The sequence below is a fragment of the Halomonas sp. AOP12-B1-6 genome, assembly GCF_052379225.1.
In the GTDB taxonomy this organism is placed as follows: domain Bacteria; phylum Pseudomonadota; class Gammaproteobacteria; order Pseudomonadales; family Halomonadaceae; genus Vreelandella; species Vreelandella casei.
Genome location: NZ_JBQSYK010000002.1, coordinates 72756 through 87959, shown reverse-complemented (window position 1 = coordinate 87959; position 15204 = coordinate 72756). Strand labels below are relative to the sequence as shown.

The following is a 15204-nucleotide window of genomic DNA, read 5'->3' as shown; positions in this document are numbered from 1 at the left end:
CTAGTGACATCATCGTGAGACGTTAACGCGATTACCAAAATACGACCTAAGTTGTATTTGCAGATATTTATTTTAGCACCTAAAGTAAATCAAGCGATTCAATTAAGCCTTACAGACAATAATAATAGTGATCATAGGTGGCCCCATGCCCGTGTCGGCGCGCAATATCTGCCGTTCTTTTGGCGACAATCAGGTGCTCTTCGATGTTGATCTCGACCTGCAGGCAGGCGAGGTTCACGCGCTGCTAGGTGAGAACGGCGCTGGCAAATCGACGTTGGTAAAAATTCTGGCAGGCTATCTTCGCCCCACCTCGGGGGAGGTGCTTTGCGACGGCAGCCCGCAGGATTACCGTTCAAGTGGCGACGCCGAAGCTGACGGCGTGGTGATGATCCATCAGGAGCTGGCGCTAGCGGAACAGCTTAGCGTGGAAGAAAATATTTTTCTGGGTCGCGAACTGCGCCGTGGGCCTTTTCTGGACCGCCGGGCGATGCGCGAGCGCAGCCAAGCGGCGCTTGCAGAACTTGAAACGCACGTTGACCCCCGCGCTAGAGTGAAAGACCTGAGTACCTCCGACCAGCAAATGGTCGAGATCGCCAAGGCGATTACACGCGATGTGCGCGTACTGATCATGGATGAACCCACCGCCACCCTGACGGAAAACGAAGTGACGGTGCTGTTTGCACTCATTGCTCGCCTGCGCCAGCGCGGGGTAGCCATTCTGTATATCTCTCATAAGCTGCGTGAAATCGAACAGATAGCCGATCGCGTGACGGTACTGCGCGACGGTCATTTAATTGATAGTGGGCCGATGGCCGGGCGAAGCAAAGAGGAGTTGGCACGCCTGATGGTCGGGCGTGAAATTACCGAGATGTACCCGCCGCTGACCGTGCTTTCAAGCGATGCGCCGGTGGTATTAGAGGCGCGAGCATTTGTCGTGCCTGGCGCGGTTAAACAGGCCAGTTTTACGCTTCGCCGGGGTGAAGTGCTGGGGTTTGGCGGGGTGGTGGGCGCTGGGCGTACCGCGTTGATTGAAGCGGTGCTTGGCCTGCGTGCGAAAAGTGCAGGGCAGGTGCTGCGTAGCGGTCAGCCGGTTGTGTTGCGCCACCTGCGCGATGCCGTGCATCAGCGCATTGCCTACCTGACGGAAGACCGCAAAGGTAAAGGGCTGGTGCTTAATATGGACTTGCGCTCAAACGTTACTCTGCTGAACCTGCGCGCTCACTGCCATCCGCTGCTAGACCGCCGCCGCGAAGAAAAAGCCTTTCAAGAGGCCGTCCAGCGCTTTGATATTCGGCTACGAACGGCCGCGCTCACCGCCGCTGAACTTTCCGGTGGCAATCAGCAGAAGCTGCTGCTCGCGAAAGTCATGTCCATTGATCCCGATATCGTGATTATCAACGAGCCTACTCGGGGTATCGATGTGGGCACCAAACATCAAATCTATCATTTCATCCATGAGCTTACCGAGGCGGGGCGTTCGGTCATTTTGATTTCTTCAGAGATGGGGGAATTGATAGGACTTTCGCATCGTGTCGCCGTGATGTGCGCGGGCGTGCTCACCGGCATTATCGAAGGCGAGCAAATTAATGAACACAACATTATGCAGTACGCATCCGGCATTAAGGGAGTAGGGGTAGATGAGCAGCGCCATGCTTAATAACAAAACAACTCAGAACACGGCAGCCCAGAACACAGTCGCTAGGCCTAAAGGCTTCTCCATCGACCTGAAAACCTGGGGGCCATTTATTGCGCTGGTGGTCTTAGCCATTTTAGGCGTGCTGATTAACCCGGCGTTTCTGGGGCTAGATAATCTTTCCAACATGCTTACCCGCAGCGCCTTTATCGGCATTATTGCCATCGGCGCTACTTTCGTGATTACGGCCGGCGGGCTGGATCTTTCGGTAGGCGCGATGGCCGCCTTTATTGCCGGGGTCATGATTATTCTGATGAACAGCCTGGTCGAGCAGTTTGGCGCAGGAATCACCACTATTGTGCTAGGCATAGGCGCTTCGTTACTGCTCGGGCTATGCGCTGGTTTTATCAACGGCATCGTCACTACCAAAGGCAAAATTGAGGCGTTTATCGTTACCCTCGGTACCATGGGTATTTATCGTTCGCTTGTCACTTACCTTGCCGATGGCGGCACCTTAACGCTGGATTGGGCCGTTCGCGATATTTACCGCCCGGTTTACTACGGCAGCTTTATGGGCATCACCTTCCCCGTATGGGTGTTTTTCGCGGTCGCCGTGATTGGCTACATCTTGCTTAACTACACCCGCTTCGGGCGTTACTGCTTTGCCATTGGCTCTAATGAAAAAGTTGCTGAGTACAGTGCGATTCATGTCGACCGTGTCAAAACGTTGACGTACATGCTGCAAGGCGTGTGCGTGGCACTGGCGACCATTATTTATGTGCCGAGGTTGGGGTCTGCCTCCGGCGCGACCGGTGTGTTGTGGGAGTTAGAGGCCATTGCCGCGGTAATCATCGGCGGCACCATGCTGAAGGGTGGGCATGGCCGTATTTGGGGCACGGTCATTGGCGCCATCATGCTCACTATGATTGGCAATATTCTCAATTTGACCGACGCCATTTCCAACTATTTAAACGGCACTGTGCAGGGGATCATCATTATTGTTGCGGTCTACCTGCAGCGAGCATCGTGGAGAAAAACTCGGCCCTAGGGCCTCTTGGCAACACTGCCTATCAGCGCATTATCGTTAGAAGCTAACGCAGCATAACAACTACAACAGCAAAGGAGCATTATCATGCCCAGCATCAAAACAGCGGTGGCGACTATCACCGCTACCGCAGCGCTCACGTCAGCAATAGGGTTCTCCGGTGCCGCCATGGCACAAGAACTCACCATTGGCGTTTCAATTCCGGCGGCCACGCATGGCTGGGCCGGCGGCGTTAACTATCATGCTGAAGAGGCTAAAAAGCGGCTCGAGGCACTCTATCCTGATATTGAAATCACCATCTCAACCGCGGGCACGGCAGGCGAGCAGGCCAATGACCTGGAAGACTTGGTGTCGCTGCGCAGTATTGATGCGCTGGTAATTCTGCCATTTGAGTCAGGCCCACTCACCGACCCGGTACGCCGCGTTAAAGAGTCTGGTGTGTTCGTGACGGTGGTGGATCGTGGCCTGACCGAAGAGGGCATCCAAGACCTTTACGTGGCGGGCAATAATCATGAGTTAGGTCGCGTTTCTGGTGAGTACATACGCGAACAGCTCGATGGCGAAGGCGATATTGTCGTGCTGCGAGGTATTCCTACGGTGATTGATGACGAGCGCGTTCAAGGTTTCCAAGAGGCTATCGAAGGCTCTGAGATCAACATCCTCGATATGCAGCACGCTAACTGGAATCGCGATGATGGCTTTGAGGTCATGCAGGATTATTTGTCGCGCTTCGACAACATCGATGCGGTTTGGGCTCAGGACGATGATATCGCCCTGGGCGTCATTGAAGCGGTGCGCCAGGCGGATCGTGAAGACGAGCTGTTTATTGTCGGCGGTGCTGGCATGAAAGAAATTATCAAGCGGGTGATGGAGGGTGATGAACTGGTGCCGGTAGACGTGCTCTATCCGCCCGGCATGATTGCCACCGCCATGGACCTGACCGTGCAGCATTTTGTTTCTAATGGCCCCGTATTGGGCGAGTACATTCTTGGCTCACCGCTGATCACCGAGGAAAACGCCGAGCAGTACTACTTTCCCGATTCTCCTTTCTGACCGCTCTAATCAAACGGGGCGGGTGGGACATCACTTCGACCCGCGCCTCACCAAGCACTTAATCGCAACGTTATTGAGAGAGTCCTATGAAAACAATCAAAGGGCCAGCGCTCTTTCTCGCCCAATTTGCCGGTGACGAGGCACCCTTTAATAGCCTGGATAGCATCGCCGCCTGGGCATCCGGGCTTGGCTATAAAGGTGTGCAGATTCCTAGTTGGGATGCACGCCTGTTCGACCTAAAGCGCGCAGCTGAAAGCCGTACTTACTGCGACGAGGTGAAAGGCACCCTGGCTGAACACGGCCTAGCACTCACCGAACTCTCTACCCATCTGCAGGGCCAGTTGGTGGCGGTGCATCCCGCTTACGATGAGATGTTTGATGGCTTCGCCGCCCCCGAAGTGCGTGGTAATCCCAAGGCGCGGCAAGAGTGGGCGGTGGGGCAGCTAAAGCTGGCCGCTAAAGCGTCACAAAATCTTGGCCTAACGGATCACGGCACCTTTTCGGGGTCACTGGCGTGGCCGTATATCTACCCTTGGCCCCAGCGCCCGGCAGGGTTGATCGAAACTGCCTTTGATGAGCTGGCGAAACGCTGGCGGCCGATTCTAGATGCCTTTGACGAGGCCGGAGTGAACCTCTGCTACGAGATCCATCCGGGCGAAGATCTGCACGATGGCATCACCTTTGAGATGTTCCTTGAGCGGGTCGGCAACCATCCTCGCTGTCACATTCTTTATGATCCTAGCCACTTAATCCTTCAGCAGCTCGACTACCGCGGCTTTCTCGATGTGTACCGTGAGCACATTCAAATGTTTCACGTTAAAGACGCCGAGTTTAACCCCAGCCCCAAACAGGGCGTTTATTCGGGCTATCAGTCATGGGCGGACCGTGCGGGTCGTTTTCGTTCATTGGGCGATGGCCAAATCGATTTCAAGTCGATCTTCTCGTGGATGGCGGCCAACGATTACCACGGCTGGGCGGTGCTGGAGTGGGAATGTTGCCTGAAACACCCGGAAGTCGGCGCGCGGGAAGGGGCGACCTTTATTCGTGATCACATTATAGAAGTGACCGAGCGGGCGTTTGACGACTTTGCCGCTGGCGGGGCCGATGAAGCTGCCAACCGTCGCATTCTGGGACTCAAATAGCAGGGAGAGCATTACGACATGGGTGACGACATGAGCCATCAACACGAGACGCCGCGTCGGCTGCGCCTAGGCATGGTCGGCGGCGGCCAAGGGGCCTTTATCGGTGGCGTGCATCGCATTGCCGCACGACTTGATGACCACTATGAGCTGGTGGCCGGGGCTTTCGCGTCTGACGCCGAACGCAGCCAAGAGGCGGCGGCACAGCTGCACGTAGCCGCTGACCGCGCCTATCCCGATTACCAAACCATGGCTGAAGAAGAGCAAAAGCGCGCGGATGGCATTGACGTGGTTGCGATCGTAACGCCCAACCATGTGCACTTCGACGTAGCGCGCACCTTTCTTGAGGCAGGCTTTCATGTGATCTGCGATAAGCCGATGACGATTACGTTGGAAGAGGCCCAAACGCTGGCGGAACTTGTCGAACGTAGCGGGCTGTTCTTCGGCTTAACCCATAACTACTCCGGGTACTCGCTGGTACGCCAAGCTCGCGAGATGGTCGCTAATGGAGAATTGGGTGATCTGCGCGTGGTGCAGGTGGAGTACCCACAGGACTGGCTTTCCACACGCCTGGAAGATAGCGGTGTTAAGCAAGCTGAGTGGCGCACTGACCCCAAACGCAGTGGCCCGGCGGGCTGTTTGGGCGATATCGGCACGCATGCTTATCACTTGGCGCGTTATGTGACCGGCCTGGAGCTTGAGTCCCTTGCTGCCGATATGCACACCTTTGTAGAAGGGCGTGCGCTGGATGACAACGTGCATATGCTGCTGCGCTTTAAGGGCGGCGCGCGAGGCATGTTGTGGTCTAGCCAAGTGGCGCCCGGTAACGAAAATGGCCTGCAGCTGCGTGTTTACGGTAGCCGAGGTGGCCTTGAGTGGCGACAGGAAAACCCTAATCAACTCATGCATTCACCGCTGGGAGAGCCCACGCGAATACTGACGCGCAATGGCCCAGGTCTTGGCGATGCTGCCATGGCCGCTGCGCGTATCCCGGCCGGTCATCCCGAAGGTTATCTGGAGGCTTTCGCTCAGCTCTATCGCGATTTCGCCTTGCAAATCCACGCGCGCCAACGTGGCGATACTACCAATGCGCTGGAAGCAAAAACGCCGGACGTGACCGATGGCGTCGATGGTTTGACGTTTATCACCCGCGCACTGGCGTCGTCTAAGGCGGGTGGGCAGTGGGTCGATTTCTAAAACAGCATAAGTAAGACACTACAAAATGGATATGAGAATCGATATGAACCAGCACTCAGTGCGCTATGCGAGCCTTGACCAGCGTGTGGTCTTTATTACCGGCGGCGGCAGCGGTATTGGTGCCGAGCTTACCCGTGCCTTTCACCATCAGGGCGCGCGGGTAGTGTTCGTCGATATCAATGATGACGCCAGCCACGCATTGGTCGCGGAGCTTAAAACCGAGACCGGACAAGCACCGATTTACCACCACTGTGATATTCGTGATGTGGCGAGCCTACAGCAGGTCGTCGCCGAGACTGGCGAAAACGTCGGGCCTATCCATACGTTGGTGAATAACGCTGCCAGCGATGATCGTCACTCCTGGCGGGATATCGATGTTGCCTACTGGGATGAGCGGATGTCGCTTAACTTACGGCCGATGTTCTTTACCGCCCAGGCGGTGGCCGAACAGATGATAAAAAACGGTGGTGGTTCGATCATTAATTTCGGCTCGGTGAGTGTCCAGATGGCGCTGGGCGGTTTGCCCGCCTACGTCACCGCTAAAGCGGCGGTACATGGATTAACGCGAAGCCTGGCGCGGGAGTTAGGTGAGCACAATATCCGCGTTAATACGCTGGTGCCTGGTTCGGTGATGACCGAACGACAGCTGGAAAAATGGATCGGCCCCGACGATGAGGCCGCCATTCAAGAACGCCAGTGTCTAAAGCTACGGCTTGAATCTGTACATATCGCGCCCGTAGCACTGTTCTTGGCCAGCGCCGAAAGCCAGGCCATCACAGGGCAAGAGCTGGCGGTAGACGCCGGTTGGGCTTAGGAAGAAGACGTATTAATAGAAATAAGCGATGACAATGACTTGCGTATCGCTGCGTGGTCCGAAAAAAATACGCAAAAACAAACGTTAAATAATAAGTACAAGGAGCTTCAGGTATGACTCAACAGCGAACGCTAAGCCGCTCATCTTATATCCTGGTGATATGTTGCATTGCCGCCATCGGTGGTTTTCTTTTCGGTTTCGACAGTGGCGTCATCAACGGTACGGTTGATGGCTTGCAGGCTTCTTTTAACTCCGATAGCGCGGGTACGGGCTTTAATGTTGCCTCTATGCTGTTGGGGTGTGCCATAGGGGCTTTCTTTGCCGGTCGCTTGGCGGACCGTTTTGGGCGGCGCACATTGCTTATTGTGGCCGCAGTATTTTTTCTGGTCAGCGCCTGGGGGTCGGGTATTTCCGGCAGCTCTATGGAGTTTGTGCTGTACCGTATTCTTGGTGGTATTGCGGTAGGTGCAGCCAGTGTCATGACGCCAGCCTACATTAGTGAAGTGGCACCTTCTGCTTATCGCGGTCGGTTAGCTACTATCCAGCAAGTGGCGATTATTTCAGGCCTGTTTGTGGCGTTTCTGAGTAATTATGTGCTGGCGTACGTTTCTGGCTCAGCAATGACTGAACTGTGGTTTGGTTTTGCGACGTGGCGCTGGATGTTCTGGATTGAGCTAATCCCTGCATCCATCTTCCTAGTGGCGTTATTGTTTATTCCCGAAAGCCCACGTTATTTAATCAGCACGGGCAAAGACACTGAGGCACGCCGCGTACTTGGCTTGGTGATGCCTGAGGAAGAAATTGAACCCAAAATACAGGAGGTTAATGCCACACTGAATCGTGATCATAAACCGCGTTTAAGCGATGTGCTTAACCGCACCACGGGGAAGGTGCATGGCATCGTGTGGGTGGGCATTGGGTTAGCGGTTTTCCAGCAGTTAGTCGGTATAAACGTAGTGTTCTATTACGGTGCCGTGCTGTGGCAGTCAGTTGGCTTTTCAGAAAGCGATGCGCTGCTGATTAATGTGATTTCGGGGGCCGTCAGTATTGCCGCCTGCCTCTTGGCGATTGCGCTGATCGACAAAATCGGCAGAAAGCCTCTGCTATGGGGCGGCTCCGTGGGAATGACAATAACACTGGCTTGCCTCTCCTATGCTTTCTCTACCGCAACAATGGTGGATGGCAGTCTGCGCTTATCAGATGACATGGGTGTGTTTGCGCTCGTTGCGGCCAACCTTTACGTGCTGTTTTTCAATGCTTCCTGGGGGCCGGTGATGTGGGTAATGCTGGGCGAGATGTTCCCCAATCAGATGCGCGGTTCGGGTCTGGCGATTGCAGGGCTTTTCCAATGGTTAGCCAACTTCGGTATTACCATGACATTTCCTATCATGCTGGCTTCCGTCGGGCTGTTCGGTGCTTACGGTTTTTATGCGATCAGTGCCGTGGCATCGGTGTTCTTCGTTGTTCTCTTCGTCAAAGAAACACGCGGTAAAGAGCTTGAAGAGATGACCTATGAGTAAACGGTAGATGCAGGCGGGGCAATTAAACATAGCAGGCTTACATTGCCCCGTTTGGCTGTACCGTTAAGGAGCATGTGCCAATTATAGGCAATAAAAAATTAATTTTTATTAATAAAAACAAATGGTTGGCATGAATATTAGAACTATAAGATACTGTTTGGTAATGATTTTTATTAATGATTGCCAGTAACTGGCACGGGGGGTGCAATGATAGAGGTAAGAACGGAGCAGGCAAGAGGCCTGACGTTCTTAACCTTTAAACCACTCTATGATTCTCGTATTGCGGTTTAAGAAGTAACGTTATTAGGAGGCAGTATCATGATGAAGAAGGATTCTCTCAAGAAGCTTGGCATCCTAGGTGTATCGTTTGGCCTGATGGCTAGCCCTCTCGCCTTTGCACAAATGGAAGGTAGTGGCACAGAGCAAGAACCGACGCCGCAAGAAGAAACCATGCAAGACGATCAAGGTACCTACAACTCTTACGACACTGAGCAAGAGCAAGGCCAGGACGTAGGAACGGAGTATGAAGAGGAAGAGGAAGAATTCACTTTCGAAGAAGAGGAAGAGGAGCAAGAAGCACCCACCACTGACGATCAGCAGGGCGATTCCGGGTGGTAATTGCAATCTTTAAGGAATAACTTTTCTCGGGTTCAAGGATGAGCCACAAAATGCCCCGTTCATTGCGGGGCATTTTTGTGCCTGACCATTTAAGGCCATCAACGTTAAGGTCATCAACGTTAAGACGATCAACTAAGGCGCACGATATAGTGGTGCATTGCTCCTCTACAAGGATGTCTCGATGCAGCTGACATGGTCGCAAATACCTCAATTGCCCAAAGCAGAGGGCCGTATACAGGCCATTGATTTGGCGCGTGGCCTGGCGATTGGCTTGATGATTATGAGTCACGCGGTCAGTGGGCTAGTCGGCATACGCAATGTGCCGGACTGGGGCATGGTGCCGATCCATTTTTTGACAAAGTTTTCTTCCTCGCTGTTTATTTTAGTCTTCGGTATTGCCTTGGCCGTGGCATTTTTGTCGCATACTCAAAGCGATGATTGGCCCAAGCGCAGGCTCAAGCTTTGTCTGCGCGGCGTGGAAGTATGGTTCTGGTACAAAGCGCTGCTCGTGATTGAAATGCTGCCGTTCTATCCCCCCGGCGATATCGTGGATGCCTTGCTCTACGGGCGCTTCGCGATATGGACGGAAATCTTAGGCTTTTACGCTATCGCGCTGCTGTGGGTGCCACTGATGTTGCCGCTATGGGCGCGGGCACCGCTGTGGAGCCGACTCGCCACGATTGGTGTCTTCATCGCGCTAACGGTGTGGCTGCAGAGCCTGACCTTCGGTGGTAACGATATTCTGAAAGCGCTGCTGGTCGACCACGAAAACCACTACGCATGGGGGCAGATTAGTCGTGCACCGTTGATTTTAGTTGGGCTGCTTATTGGTGAGTCGCTGCTACGCTGCTACTTTGAACCCGCCGCACGGCGCCGCTTAGTGCTTACGCTGCTGGGGCTTGGGGCGCTCATGGTCGGCGGATTTTATGCCTTAGCATTGGCGAGCGGCGATGTGCACGCGGCCATGCTGGCGGTGGCTAATAATGTTGGCAAGCATCCGCCTGGGCTTGAGTTTATGCTGTTTAGCTTAGGCGGTGCGCTGGTGCTGTTAGCCCTTGCACTGGCCGGGGGCGCCCGTGCCGCCAAGGTGTTAATGCCGCTGACTGTGATTGGCACAGACGCGCTGAAGACGTTTATTTTCCACATTGTGATGATTTTCTTGGTGCTGCGTTTTCTATTGCAAGGCGAGGGCCTTTACAGCTATCCACAGGCGCTCGGTATTGGCGGGCTGTTGATAATCGGTGCCGCCGCATGGATTTGGGTGACCCGTTGGATGGCCGCTCACCGCTGATTTTCACATAAAGCATTAAGAGGTAACGCATTTGCGACACTGGATACGGCGTGGGCTGATAGCGCTAGCGCTTCTCATCGTAGCTCTTCCCATCGTAGCTCTTCTCAACGTACTGCCTGCCTCTGCACAGGCTGACGAGACCAATGAGTACGATACTAATGGGTACGAGACCAATTGGTACTACGAGGTAGATAAGCGCAGCACCTGGCAGGGCGATTTAACTGCTCGACTGCAGGCCATCGAAGGTGTGTTTGGCGGCCAGCTAGGCGTTTATGTACAGAACCTGGCCACTGGCGAAGCCTACTCTTGGCATGCTGATGCCCCTTGGTATTTGGCCTCGCTGATCAAGGTGCCGGTAGCGGCCCAGGTGCTGGCAGAGCGCCAAGCAGGCACGCTGACGTTAGATGAGCGCTTAACGCTTGCGCGCAGCGACTTTGTCGATGGCGCAGGCCCCACTAATTGGCACGACCCCGGCACGCCGATTTCTATTCGCTACTTGATGGAGCAAATGATTACCGTCAGTGATAACACCGCCACCGATATGCTGATTGACCGGGTAGGGCTGGCGGCGGTTAATGCGCGTGCGCGAAGGATGATCGCGGCAAGCGGTGGTGATCCCTCTGCAATCGGCCCTATTACTAAGCTAGTCGGTGTGCGCCAAGGCATTTATGGCCAGCTGCACCCCGATGCCCGCGCGCTGGGCGGCATGGACTTCATGGCGCTGCGTCAACACGCGGTAAGTCAGCGCCCAAAAGCGCTAGCCCGCGCGCTTGGGGTAAGCACCGACACCTTCGCGCAGCCGGATTACGACCACGCCTTTGATGCCTACGAAGCCATGGGCGAAAATGTCGGTACGCTGAGTGCTTACGGGGATTTACTGGCGAGCCTGTACGGCACGCAGCAAGGTCTTTCACAAGAGCAGGACGGCCCGGACAATCTAGATGCCGAGCAGCGCCAAGCGCTATTAGAGGTGATGCGGCGAACGAGTTCCGGCAAGCAGCGCCTCAAGGCGGGCTTGGGTGAAGGCATTAACTTCGCGCATAAAACCGGTACTCAGCAGCAGCGCAGCTGCGATGCGGGCATTGCCCAGCGCGAACAGGCCGATATTAGCGCCGATGGCCCCTGGGTGATTGTTAGCTGTATGCGCGGCCCTGCGGCCTTAAGCACTCATGAGCGGGCGATGGCAAGTGTGGGTGAAGCGTTACGCCGCAGTGGTGCTCTTGGCAGGCCATGATAAACTAGTGCGTCCTCGTTTCCGTCGGCATCAAAACGGCGACGAAAAAACCACTTTAGGAGCAATTTATGTCACGCGCCAGCGCCCGCCACATTTTGGTCAGCAGTGAAGAACAGTGCCTAGCACTTAAGAAAGAAATTGAGAGCGGCAGCGATTTTGCTGACGTCGCCAAGCAGCATTCTAGCTGCCCTTCTAGCCGCCAAGGTGGCGATCTGGGCACCTTCGGCCCCGGTCAAATGGTGCCTGAGTTCGACAAAGTCGTCTTCAACGACGAAGTAGGCCAAGTCCACGGCCCGGTCAAAACACAGTTCGGTTACCACCTGTTAGAAATCACCAGCCGCAGCTAATGTCAGCAACGTTTGCCTGAAGGCCGTCAAGCGCCGCGACCCTTTGAGGGCGCGGCGTGAGGAGTACGCCTTGAACGACCCAATTATTACCATTAACGGCCTGAACAAAACCTATGAAGGTGGCTTTCAGGCGTTAACCCGTGTCGATTTAACGATTCAGCGCGGCGAAATATTTGCCCTGCTTGGCCCCAACGGGGCGGGCAAAACAACCCTGATTAGCGTGGTATGTGGCTTGGTCAATCCGACCGCTGGCCACGTCACCATCGACGGTTTTGATAACGTCAGCCAGTACCGCCAAGCCCGCGAACGCATCGGGCTGGTACCTCAAGAGCTCACCAACGAAGCGTTTGAAACGGTGTGGAACACGGTCAGTTTCAGCCGAGGCCTGTTTGGCAAGCCACCCAACCCTGCGCATATCGAAAAAGTGCTGAAATCGCTGGCGCTGTGGGATAAACGCCACAACCGGCTAATGACGCTGTCAGGCGGCATGAAGCGCCGGGTGCTAATTGCTAAAGCGCTTTCGCATGAGCCGCGCATTCTGTTTCTAGATGAGCCCACCGCTGGCGTTGATGTTGAGCTGCGCCGCGAGATGTGGGAAGTCGTGCGCCAACTGCGTGACAACGGTGTCACCATTATTTTAACCACGCACTATATCGAAGAAGCCGAAGAGATGGCCGACCGTATCGGGGTCATCAATCATGGCGAGATTGTGCTGGTTGAAGAGAAAGCGGTATTGATGAGTAAGCTAGGCAGCAAGCAACTAACGCTTAATCTACAAACGCCGCTTACCGAGGTGCCCGCTGCTCTACAGCGCTTCGAGCTAAGTTTGGCAGCAGAAGGCCATGAGCTTATTTATACCTACGACGGTCGCCAAGAAGAAGACGGGCGCGGCATGTCAGAGCTGCTGAGCGCCTTGGAGCGGGAAGGGGTGGCCTTTAAAGACCTCAACACCCGGCAAAGCTCGCTTGAAGATATTTTCGTCGATTTAGTTAAGGAGCGCGCATGAACCTTCATCCCGTTCGCGCCATTTACATGGCGGAAATGGCCCGTACGCGTCGCACCTTGCTGCAAAGTATCGTTTCGCCCGTCATCTCCACCTCGCTATATTTTGTGGTGTTTGGCGCCGCGATTGGCTCGCGCATCAGTGAAATCAACGGGGTCAGCTACGGGGCGTTTATTGTGCCGGGGCTGATTATGCTGATGCTACTGACGCAAAGTGTTTCCAACGCGTCGTTTGGGATATTTTTTCCCAAGTTTTCCGGCAGTATTTACGAGCTGCTTTCAGCGCCTATTTCGCACCTTGAAATTGTGATTGGCTACGTAGGGGCGGCGGCCTCGAAATCGATTCTGCTGGGGCTGATAATTTTAGCCACCTCAAACTTTTTCGTGCCGCTAGAAATCGCCCATCCGTTTTGGATGCTGAGCTTTTTAGTGCTTACGGCCGTCACCTTTAGTCTGCTCGGTTTTATTATCGGTATTTGGGCCGACGGTTTTGACCGGCTGCAGCTTGTGCCGCTATTAGTCATCACGCCGCTGACATTTCTTGGGGGCAGTTTTTACTCTATCGATATGCTGCCGCCGTTTTGGCAAACCGTCACCCTAGCCAACCCCGTGGTGTACTTGGTGAGCGGCTTTCGCTGGAGCTTTTACGGCATTAGCGACGTAAGCCTTGCGGCTAGCGTGGGCATGATTGCGCTATTTCTAACGGTTTGCCTGGCCACTATTAGCTGGATGTTCCGCACCGGCTATCGCCTCAAGCCTTGAGCCAACTTTTAACCCTTGGACACTGATAAACCCCTATGCCGCTACTGCAAAGTATTGTGCACCGCCTTGACCCGACGCTAGACGGTGAGCGCTTAACCTTGACCGCCGCGCCGGGTACTTCAGAGCCGAATGCTTCAGAGCCCGGTGACGATCCGGTGATGACGAGCCTGGTAGGTGCGCTCAATGACACCTACAACACCAAGCCCAAGGGCTGGGGGCGCTTCGCGGAAGAGGGCGAGCAGGCGGGGCCGCTGGCCATGTGGCTGCGCGACTACTTAGCCGGCGAGAAAAGCTTTGCTGAGCTTTCCGTTTCATTAGCTGAGCGGCTGGCCAAGCAGCTTCAAGAGCAGCTGTCAGTCAGTGGCTATTTAGTGGTCAGCCATCAGCGCCAGGGCGATACGGAAACTCTGCTTGTTGCGTTAGTGCACCAGCGCGAAGGCATTGGCATTAATCCTCAGCATCACGCAGTGCCTGCCGCACAGCTCAATACTAGCCAGCTCACGCTAGCTGCGCGCATTAACCTTACCCAGTGGCAAAGCGATGCGCCCAACGCGCAGTACGTCTCGTTCTTGAAAGACCGTGGCGGTAAAAAACTGGCTGAAGGCTTGATCGCGTTGCTAGGCATGGAGGAAGGCATAGATTCTCCGGCTGAAACGCGCACGCTGCTTAAGGCGTTTAGCGACTACGTCGAAAAAGAAGATTTCGATGAAGAAGTCAGCCGTGAAAAAACCGATACGCTGGTGGACTACGCCAACGAGCAGCTGCGCCGCGGGGAACCGATGACGCTTGAAGAACTCTCAGGGCTCGTCAATGAGCAGCAGCCGAAAGCGTTTTACGAGCATATCCGCAACGCCGATTACGGGCTCTCGCCGGAGATTCCGCCCGATAAGCGCACCTTAAGCCAGTTCCGGCGCTTTACCGGCCGCTCGGGAGGCGTTTCAATCAGCTTTGACTCGCACCTTCTGGGTTCCAGCATTGAATACGACGCCGCTCAAGACCGCTTGATCATCAAGCAAGTGCCCAAGCAGTTAAGAGAGCAACTTACCAAGCAGGATTAAGGCAAAAAGGCCCTGTTGCTATCCAGGAGAACACCCATGCTGAATGCCATTAGTGATTTTTTCCAGCGCACCCTAGCGCAGCCAGAGCAGCGTGAAAATCACAGCCTAACGCTGGAGCTAGCCACGGCGGCACTGCTGTGTGAAATCGTGCGCGCGGACTACAACACCACCGATGAAGAGTTGGCCACCCTGCGCACTATGCTGTTGACTCGCTATCGGTTAAGCGAAAGCGCCGCAGAAGAGCTGATGACGATGGCCGAAGCGCAGGTGGAAGAGGCCGTTGATCATTACCAGTTTGTCAGCCTGATTAAAGAGCACTATAACTACGACCAGCGCTGCGAGCTGGTCGCGCTTATGTGGCAGCTAGCTTGGGTTGACGGCAGCGTTGACCCGTTAGAAGAGCATCGGATTCGCCGCTTGGCAGCCTTACTGTACGTTAGCCACAGCGATTTTATTCGCACCAAGCTATTGGCGGAAGAAAGCCATTAACA

15 protein-coding genes are annotated in these 15204 nt (G+C 54.7%); all 15 read left to right on the top strand.

Features of this window, described 5'->3' with window-relative positions:
* Positions 1-145: 145 nt before the first annotated feature.
* Complete coding sequence (locus ACT3TR_RS05675) at positions 146-1657, top strand: sugar ABC transporter ATP-binding protein (RefSeq protein WP_096277857.1); 1512 nt, start codon at positions 146-148, stop codon at positions 1655-1657.
* A complete protein-coding gene (locus tag ACT3TR_RS05670; protein WP_217990271.1) occupies positions 1638-2681 on the top strand; it encodes an ABC transporter permease in 1044 nt (347 codons plus the stop codon). The genes ACT3TR_RS05675 and ACT3TR_RS05670 overlap by 20 nt, the downstream gene beginning before the upstream one ends.
* 84 nt (positions 2682-2765) lie before the next feature.
* Entirely contained in the window at positions 2766-3731 is a 966-nt protein-coding gene (locus ACT3TR_RS05665; protein ID WP_096277859.1) for an ABC transporter substrate-binding protein, read from the top strand.
* Positions 3732-3817: 86 nt separating this feature from the next.
* The gene (locus ACT3TR_RS05660) at positions 3818-4873 is read left to right on the top strand and encodes a sugar phosphate isomerase/epimerase family protein (RefSeq protein ID WP_096277861.1); all 1056 of its coding nucleotides are present in this window, start codon (positions 3818-3820) and stop codon (positions 4871-4873) included.
* A 30-nt stretch (positions 4874-4903) separates the two neighbouring features.
* The gene (locus ACT3TR_RS05655; protein WP_096282269.1) at positions 4904-6067 is read left to right on the top strand and encodes a Gfo/Idh/MocA family protein; all 1164 of its coding nucleotides are present in this window, start codon (positions 4904-4906) and stop codon (positions 6065-6067) included.
* Positions 6068-6110: 43 nt separating this feature from the next.
* Positions 6111-6881, top strand: a complete 771-nt coding sequence (locus ACT3TR_RS05650; RefSeq protein ID WP_096277863.1) for an SDR family NAD(P)-dependent oxidoreductase — start codon at positions 6111-6113, stop codon at positions 6879-6881.
* A gap of 113 nt (positions 6882-6994) precedes the next feature.
* Positions 6995-8401 carry a sugar porter family MFS transporter gene (locus tag ACT3TR_RS05645; protein ID WP_096277865.1) on the top strand — a complete coding sequence of 469 codons (1407 nt, stop codon included), beginning with the start codon at positions 6995-6997 and terminating at the stop codon, positions 8399-8401.
* 318 nt (positions 8402-8719) lie between these two features.
* Entirely contained in the window at positions 8720-9019 is a 300-nt protein-coding gene (locus ACT3TR_RS05640; RefSeq protein WP_096277867.1) for a hypothetical protein, read from the top strand.
* Positions 9020-9200: 181 nt separating this feature from the next.
* Positions 9201-10310: a heparan-alpha-glucosaminide N-acetyltransferase domain-containing protein gene (locus ACT3TR_RS05635; protein WP_096277869.1), complete on the top strand. Its 1110-nt coding sequence runs from the start codon at positions 9201-9203 to the stop codon at positions 10308-10310.
* A 31-nt stretch (positions 10311-10341) separates the two neighbouring features.
* Positions 10342-11544, top strand: coding sequence for a serine hydrolase (locus tag ACT3TR_RS05630; protein ID WP_225734153.1), 1203 nt, complete (start codon positions 10342-10344; stop codon positions 11542-11544).
* Between the two features lie 68 nt (positions 11545-11612).
* On the top strand, positions 11613-11891 hold the full coding sequence (locus tag ACT3TR_RS05625; RefSeq protein WP_096277871.1) for a peptidylprolyl isomerase: 279 nt from the start codon (positions 11613-11615) through the stop codon (positions 11889-11891).
* Positions 11892-11961: 70 nt separating this feature from the next.
* Positions 11962-12897 carry an ABC transporter ATP-binding protein gene (locus tag ACT3TR_RS05620; protein WP_096277873.1) on the top strand — a complete coding sequence of 312 codons (936 nt, stop codon included), beginning with the start codon at positions 11962-11964 and terminating at the stop codon, positions 12895-12897.
* Positions 12894-13655 (top strand): ABC transporter permease, encoded by a 762-nt coding sequence (locus ACT3TR_RS05615; RefSeq protein ID WP_096277875.1) that lies wholly within the window; start codon positions 12894-12896, stop codon positions 13653-13655. The genes ACT3TR_RS05620 and ACT3TR_RS05615 overlap by 4 nt, the downstream gene beginning before the upstream one ends.
* 35 nt (positions 13656-13690) lie before the next feature.
* A complete protein-coding gene (locus ACT3TR_RS05610; protein ID WP_096277877.1) occupies positions 13691-14713 on the top strand; it encodes a nucleoid-associated protein in 1023 nt (340 codons plus the stop codon).
* Positions 14714-14749: 36 nt separating this feature from the next.
* Positions 14750-15202 carry a tellurite resistance TerB family protein gene (locus ACT3TR_RS05605; RefSeq protein WP_096277880.1) on the top strand — a complete coding sequence of 151 codons (453 nt, stop codon included), beginning with the start codon at positions 14750-14752 and terminating at the stop codon, positions 15200-15202.
* Positions 15203-15204 lie beyond the last annotated feature (2 nt).

Bases quoted from the DNA above. Each gene is read 5' to 3' on its own strand.
- ACT3TR_RS05660 (WP_096277861.1), top strand. From the start codon at position 3,818: ATGAAAACAATCAAAGGGCCAGCGCTCTTTCTCGCCCAATTTGCCGGT.
- ACT3TR_RS05675 (WP_096277857.1), top strand. From the start codon at position 146: ATGCCCGTGTCGGCGCGCAATATCTGCCGTTCTTTTGGCGACAATCAG.
- ACT3TR_RS05615 (WP_096277875.1), top strand. From the start codon at position 12,894: ATGAACCTTCATCCCGTTCGCGCCATTTACATGGCGGAAATGGCCCGT.
- ACT3TR_RS05670 (WP_217990271.1), top strand. From the start codon at position 1,638: ATGAGCAGCGCCATGCTTAATAACAAAACAACTCAGAACACGGCAGCC.
- ACT3TR_RS05605 (WP_096277880.1), top strand. From the start codon at position 14,750: ATGCTGAATGCCATTAGTGATTTTTTCCAGCGCACCCTAGCGCAGCCA.
- ACT3TR_RS05645 (WP_096277865.1), top strand. From the start codon at position 6,995: ATGACTCAACAGCGAACGCTAAGCCGCTCATCTTATATCCTGGTGATA.
- ACT3TR_RS05650 (WP_096277863.1), top strand. From the start codon at position 6,111: ATGAACCAGCACTCAGTGCGCTATGCGAGCCTTGACCAGCGTGTGGTC.
- ACT3TR_RS05625 (WP_096277871.1), top strand. From the start codon at position 11,613: ATGTCACGCGCCAGCGCCCGCCACATTTTGGTCAGCAGTGAAGAACAG.
- ACT3TR_RS05655 (WP_096282269.1), top strand. From the start codon at position 4,904: ATGAGCCATCAACACGAGACGCCGCGTCGGCTGCGCCTAGGCATGGTC.
- ACT3TR_RS05610 (WP_096277877.1), top strand. From the start codon at position 13,691: ATGCCGCTACTGCAAAGTATTGTGCACCGCCTTGACCCGACGCTAGAC.
- ACT3TR_RS05635 (WP_096277869.1), top strand. From the start codon at position 9,201: ATGCAGCTGACATGGTCGCAAATACCTCAATTGCCCAAAGCAGAGGGC.
- ACT3TR_RS05665 (WP_096277859.1), top strand. From the start codon at position 2,766: ATGCCCAGCATCAAAACAGCGGTGGCGACTATCACCGCTACCGCAGCG.
- ACT3TR_RS05640 (WP_096277867.1), top strand. From the start codon at position 8,720: ATGATGAAGAAGGATTCTCTCAAGAAGCTTGGCATCCTAGGTGTATCG.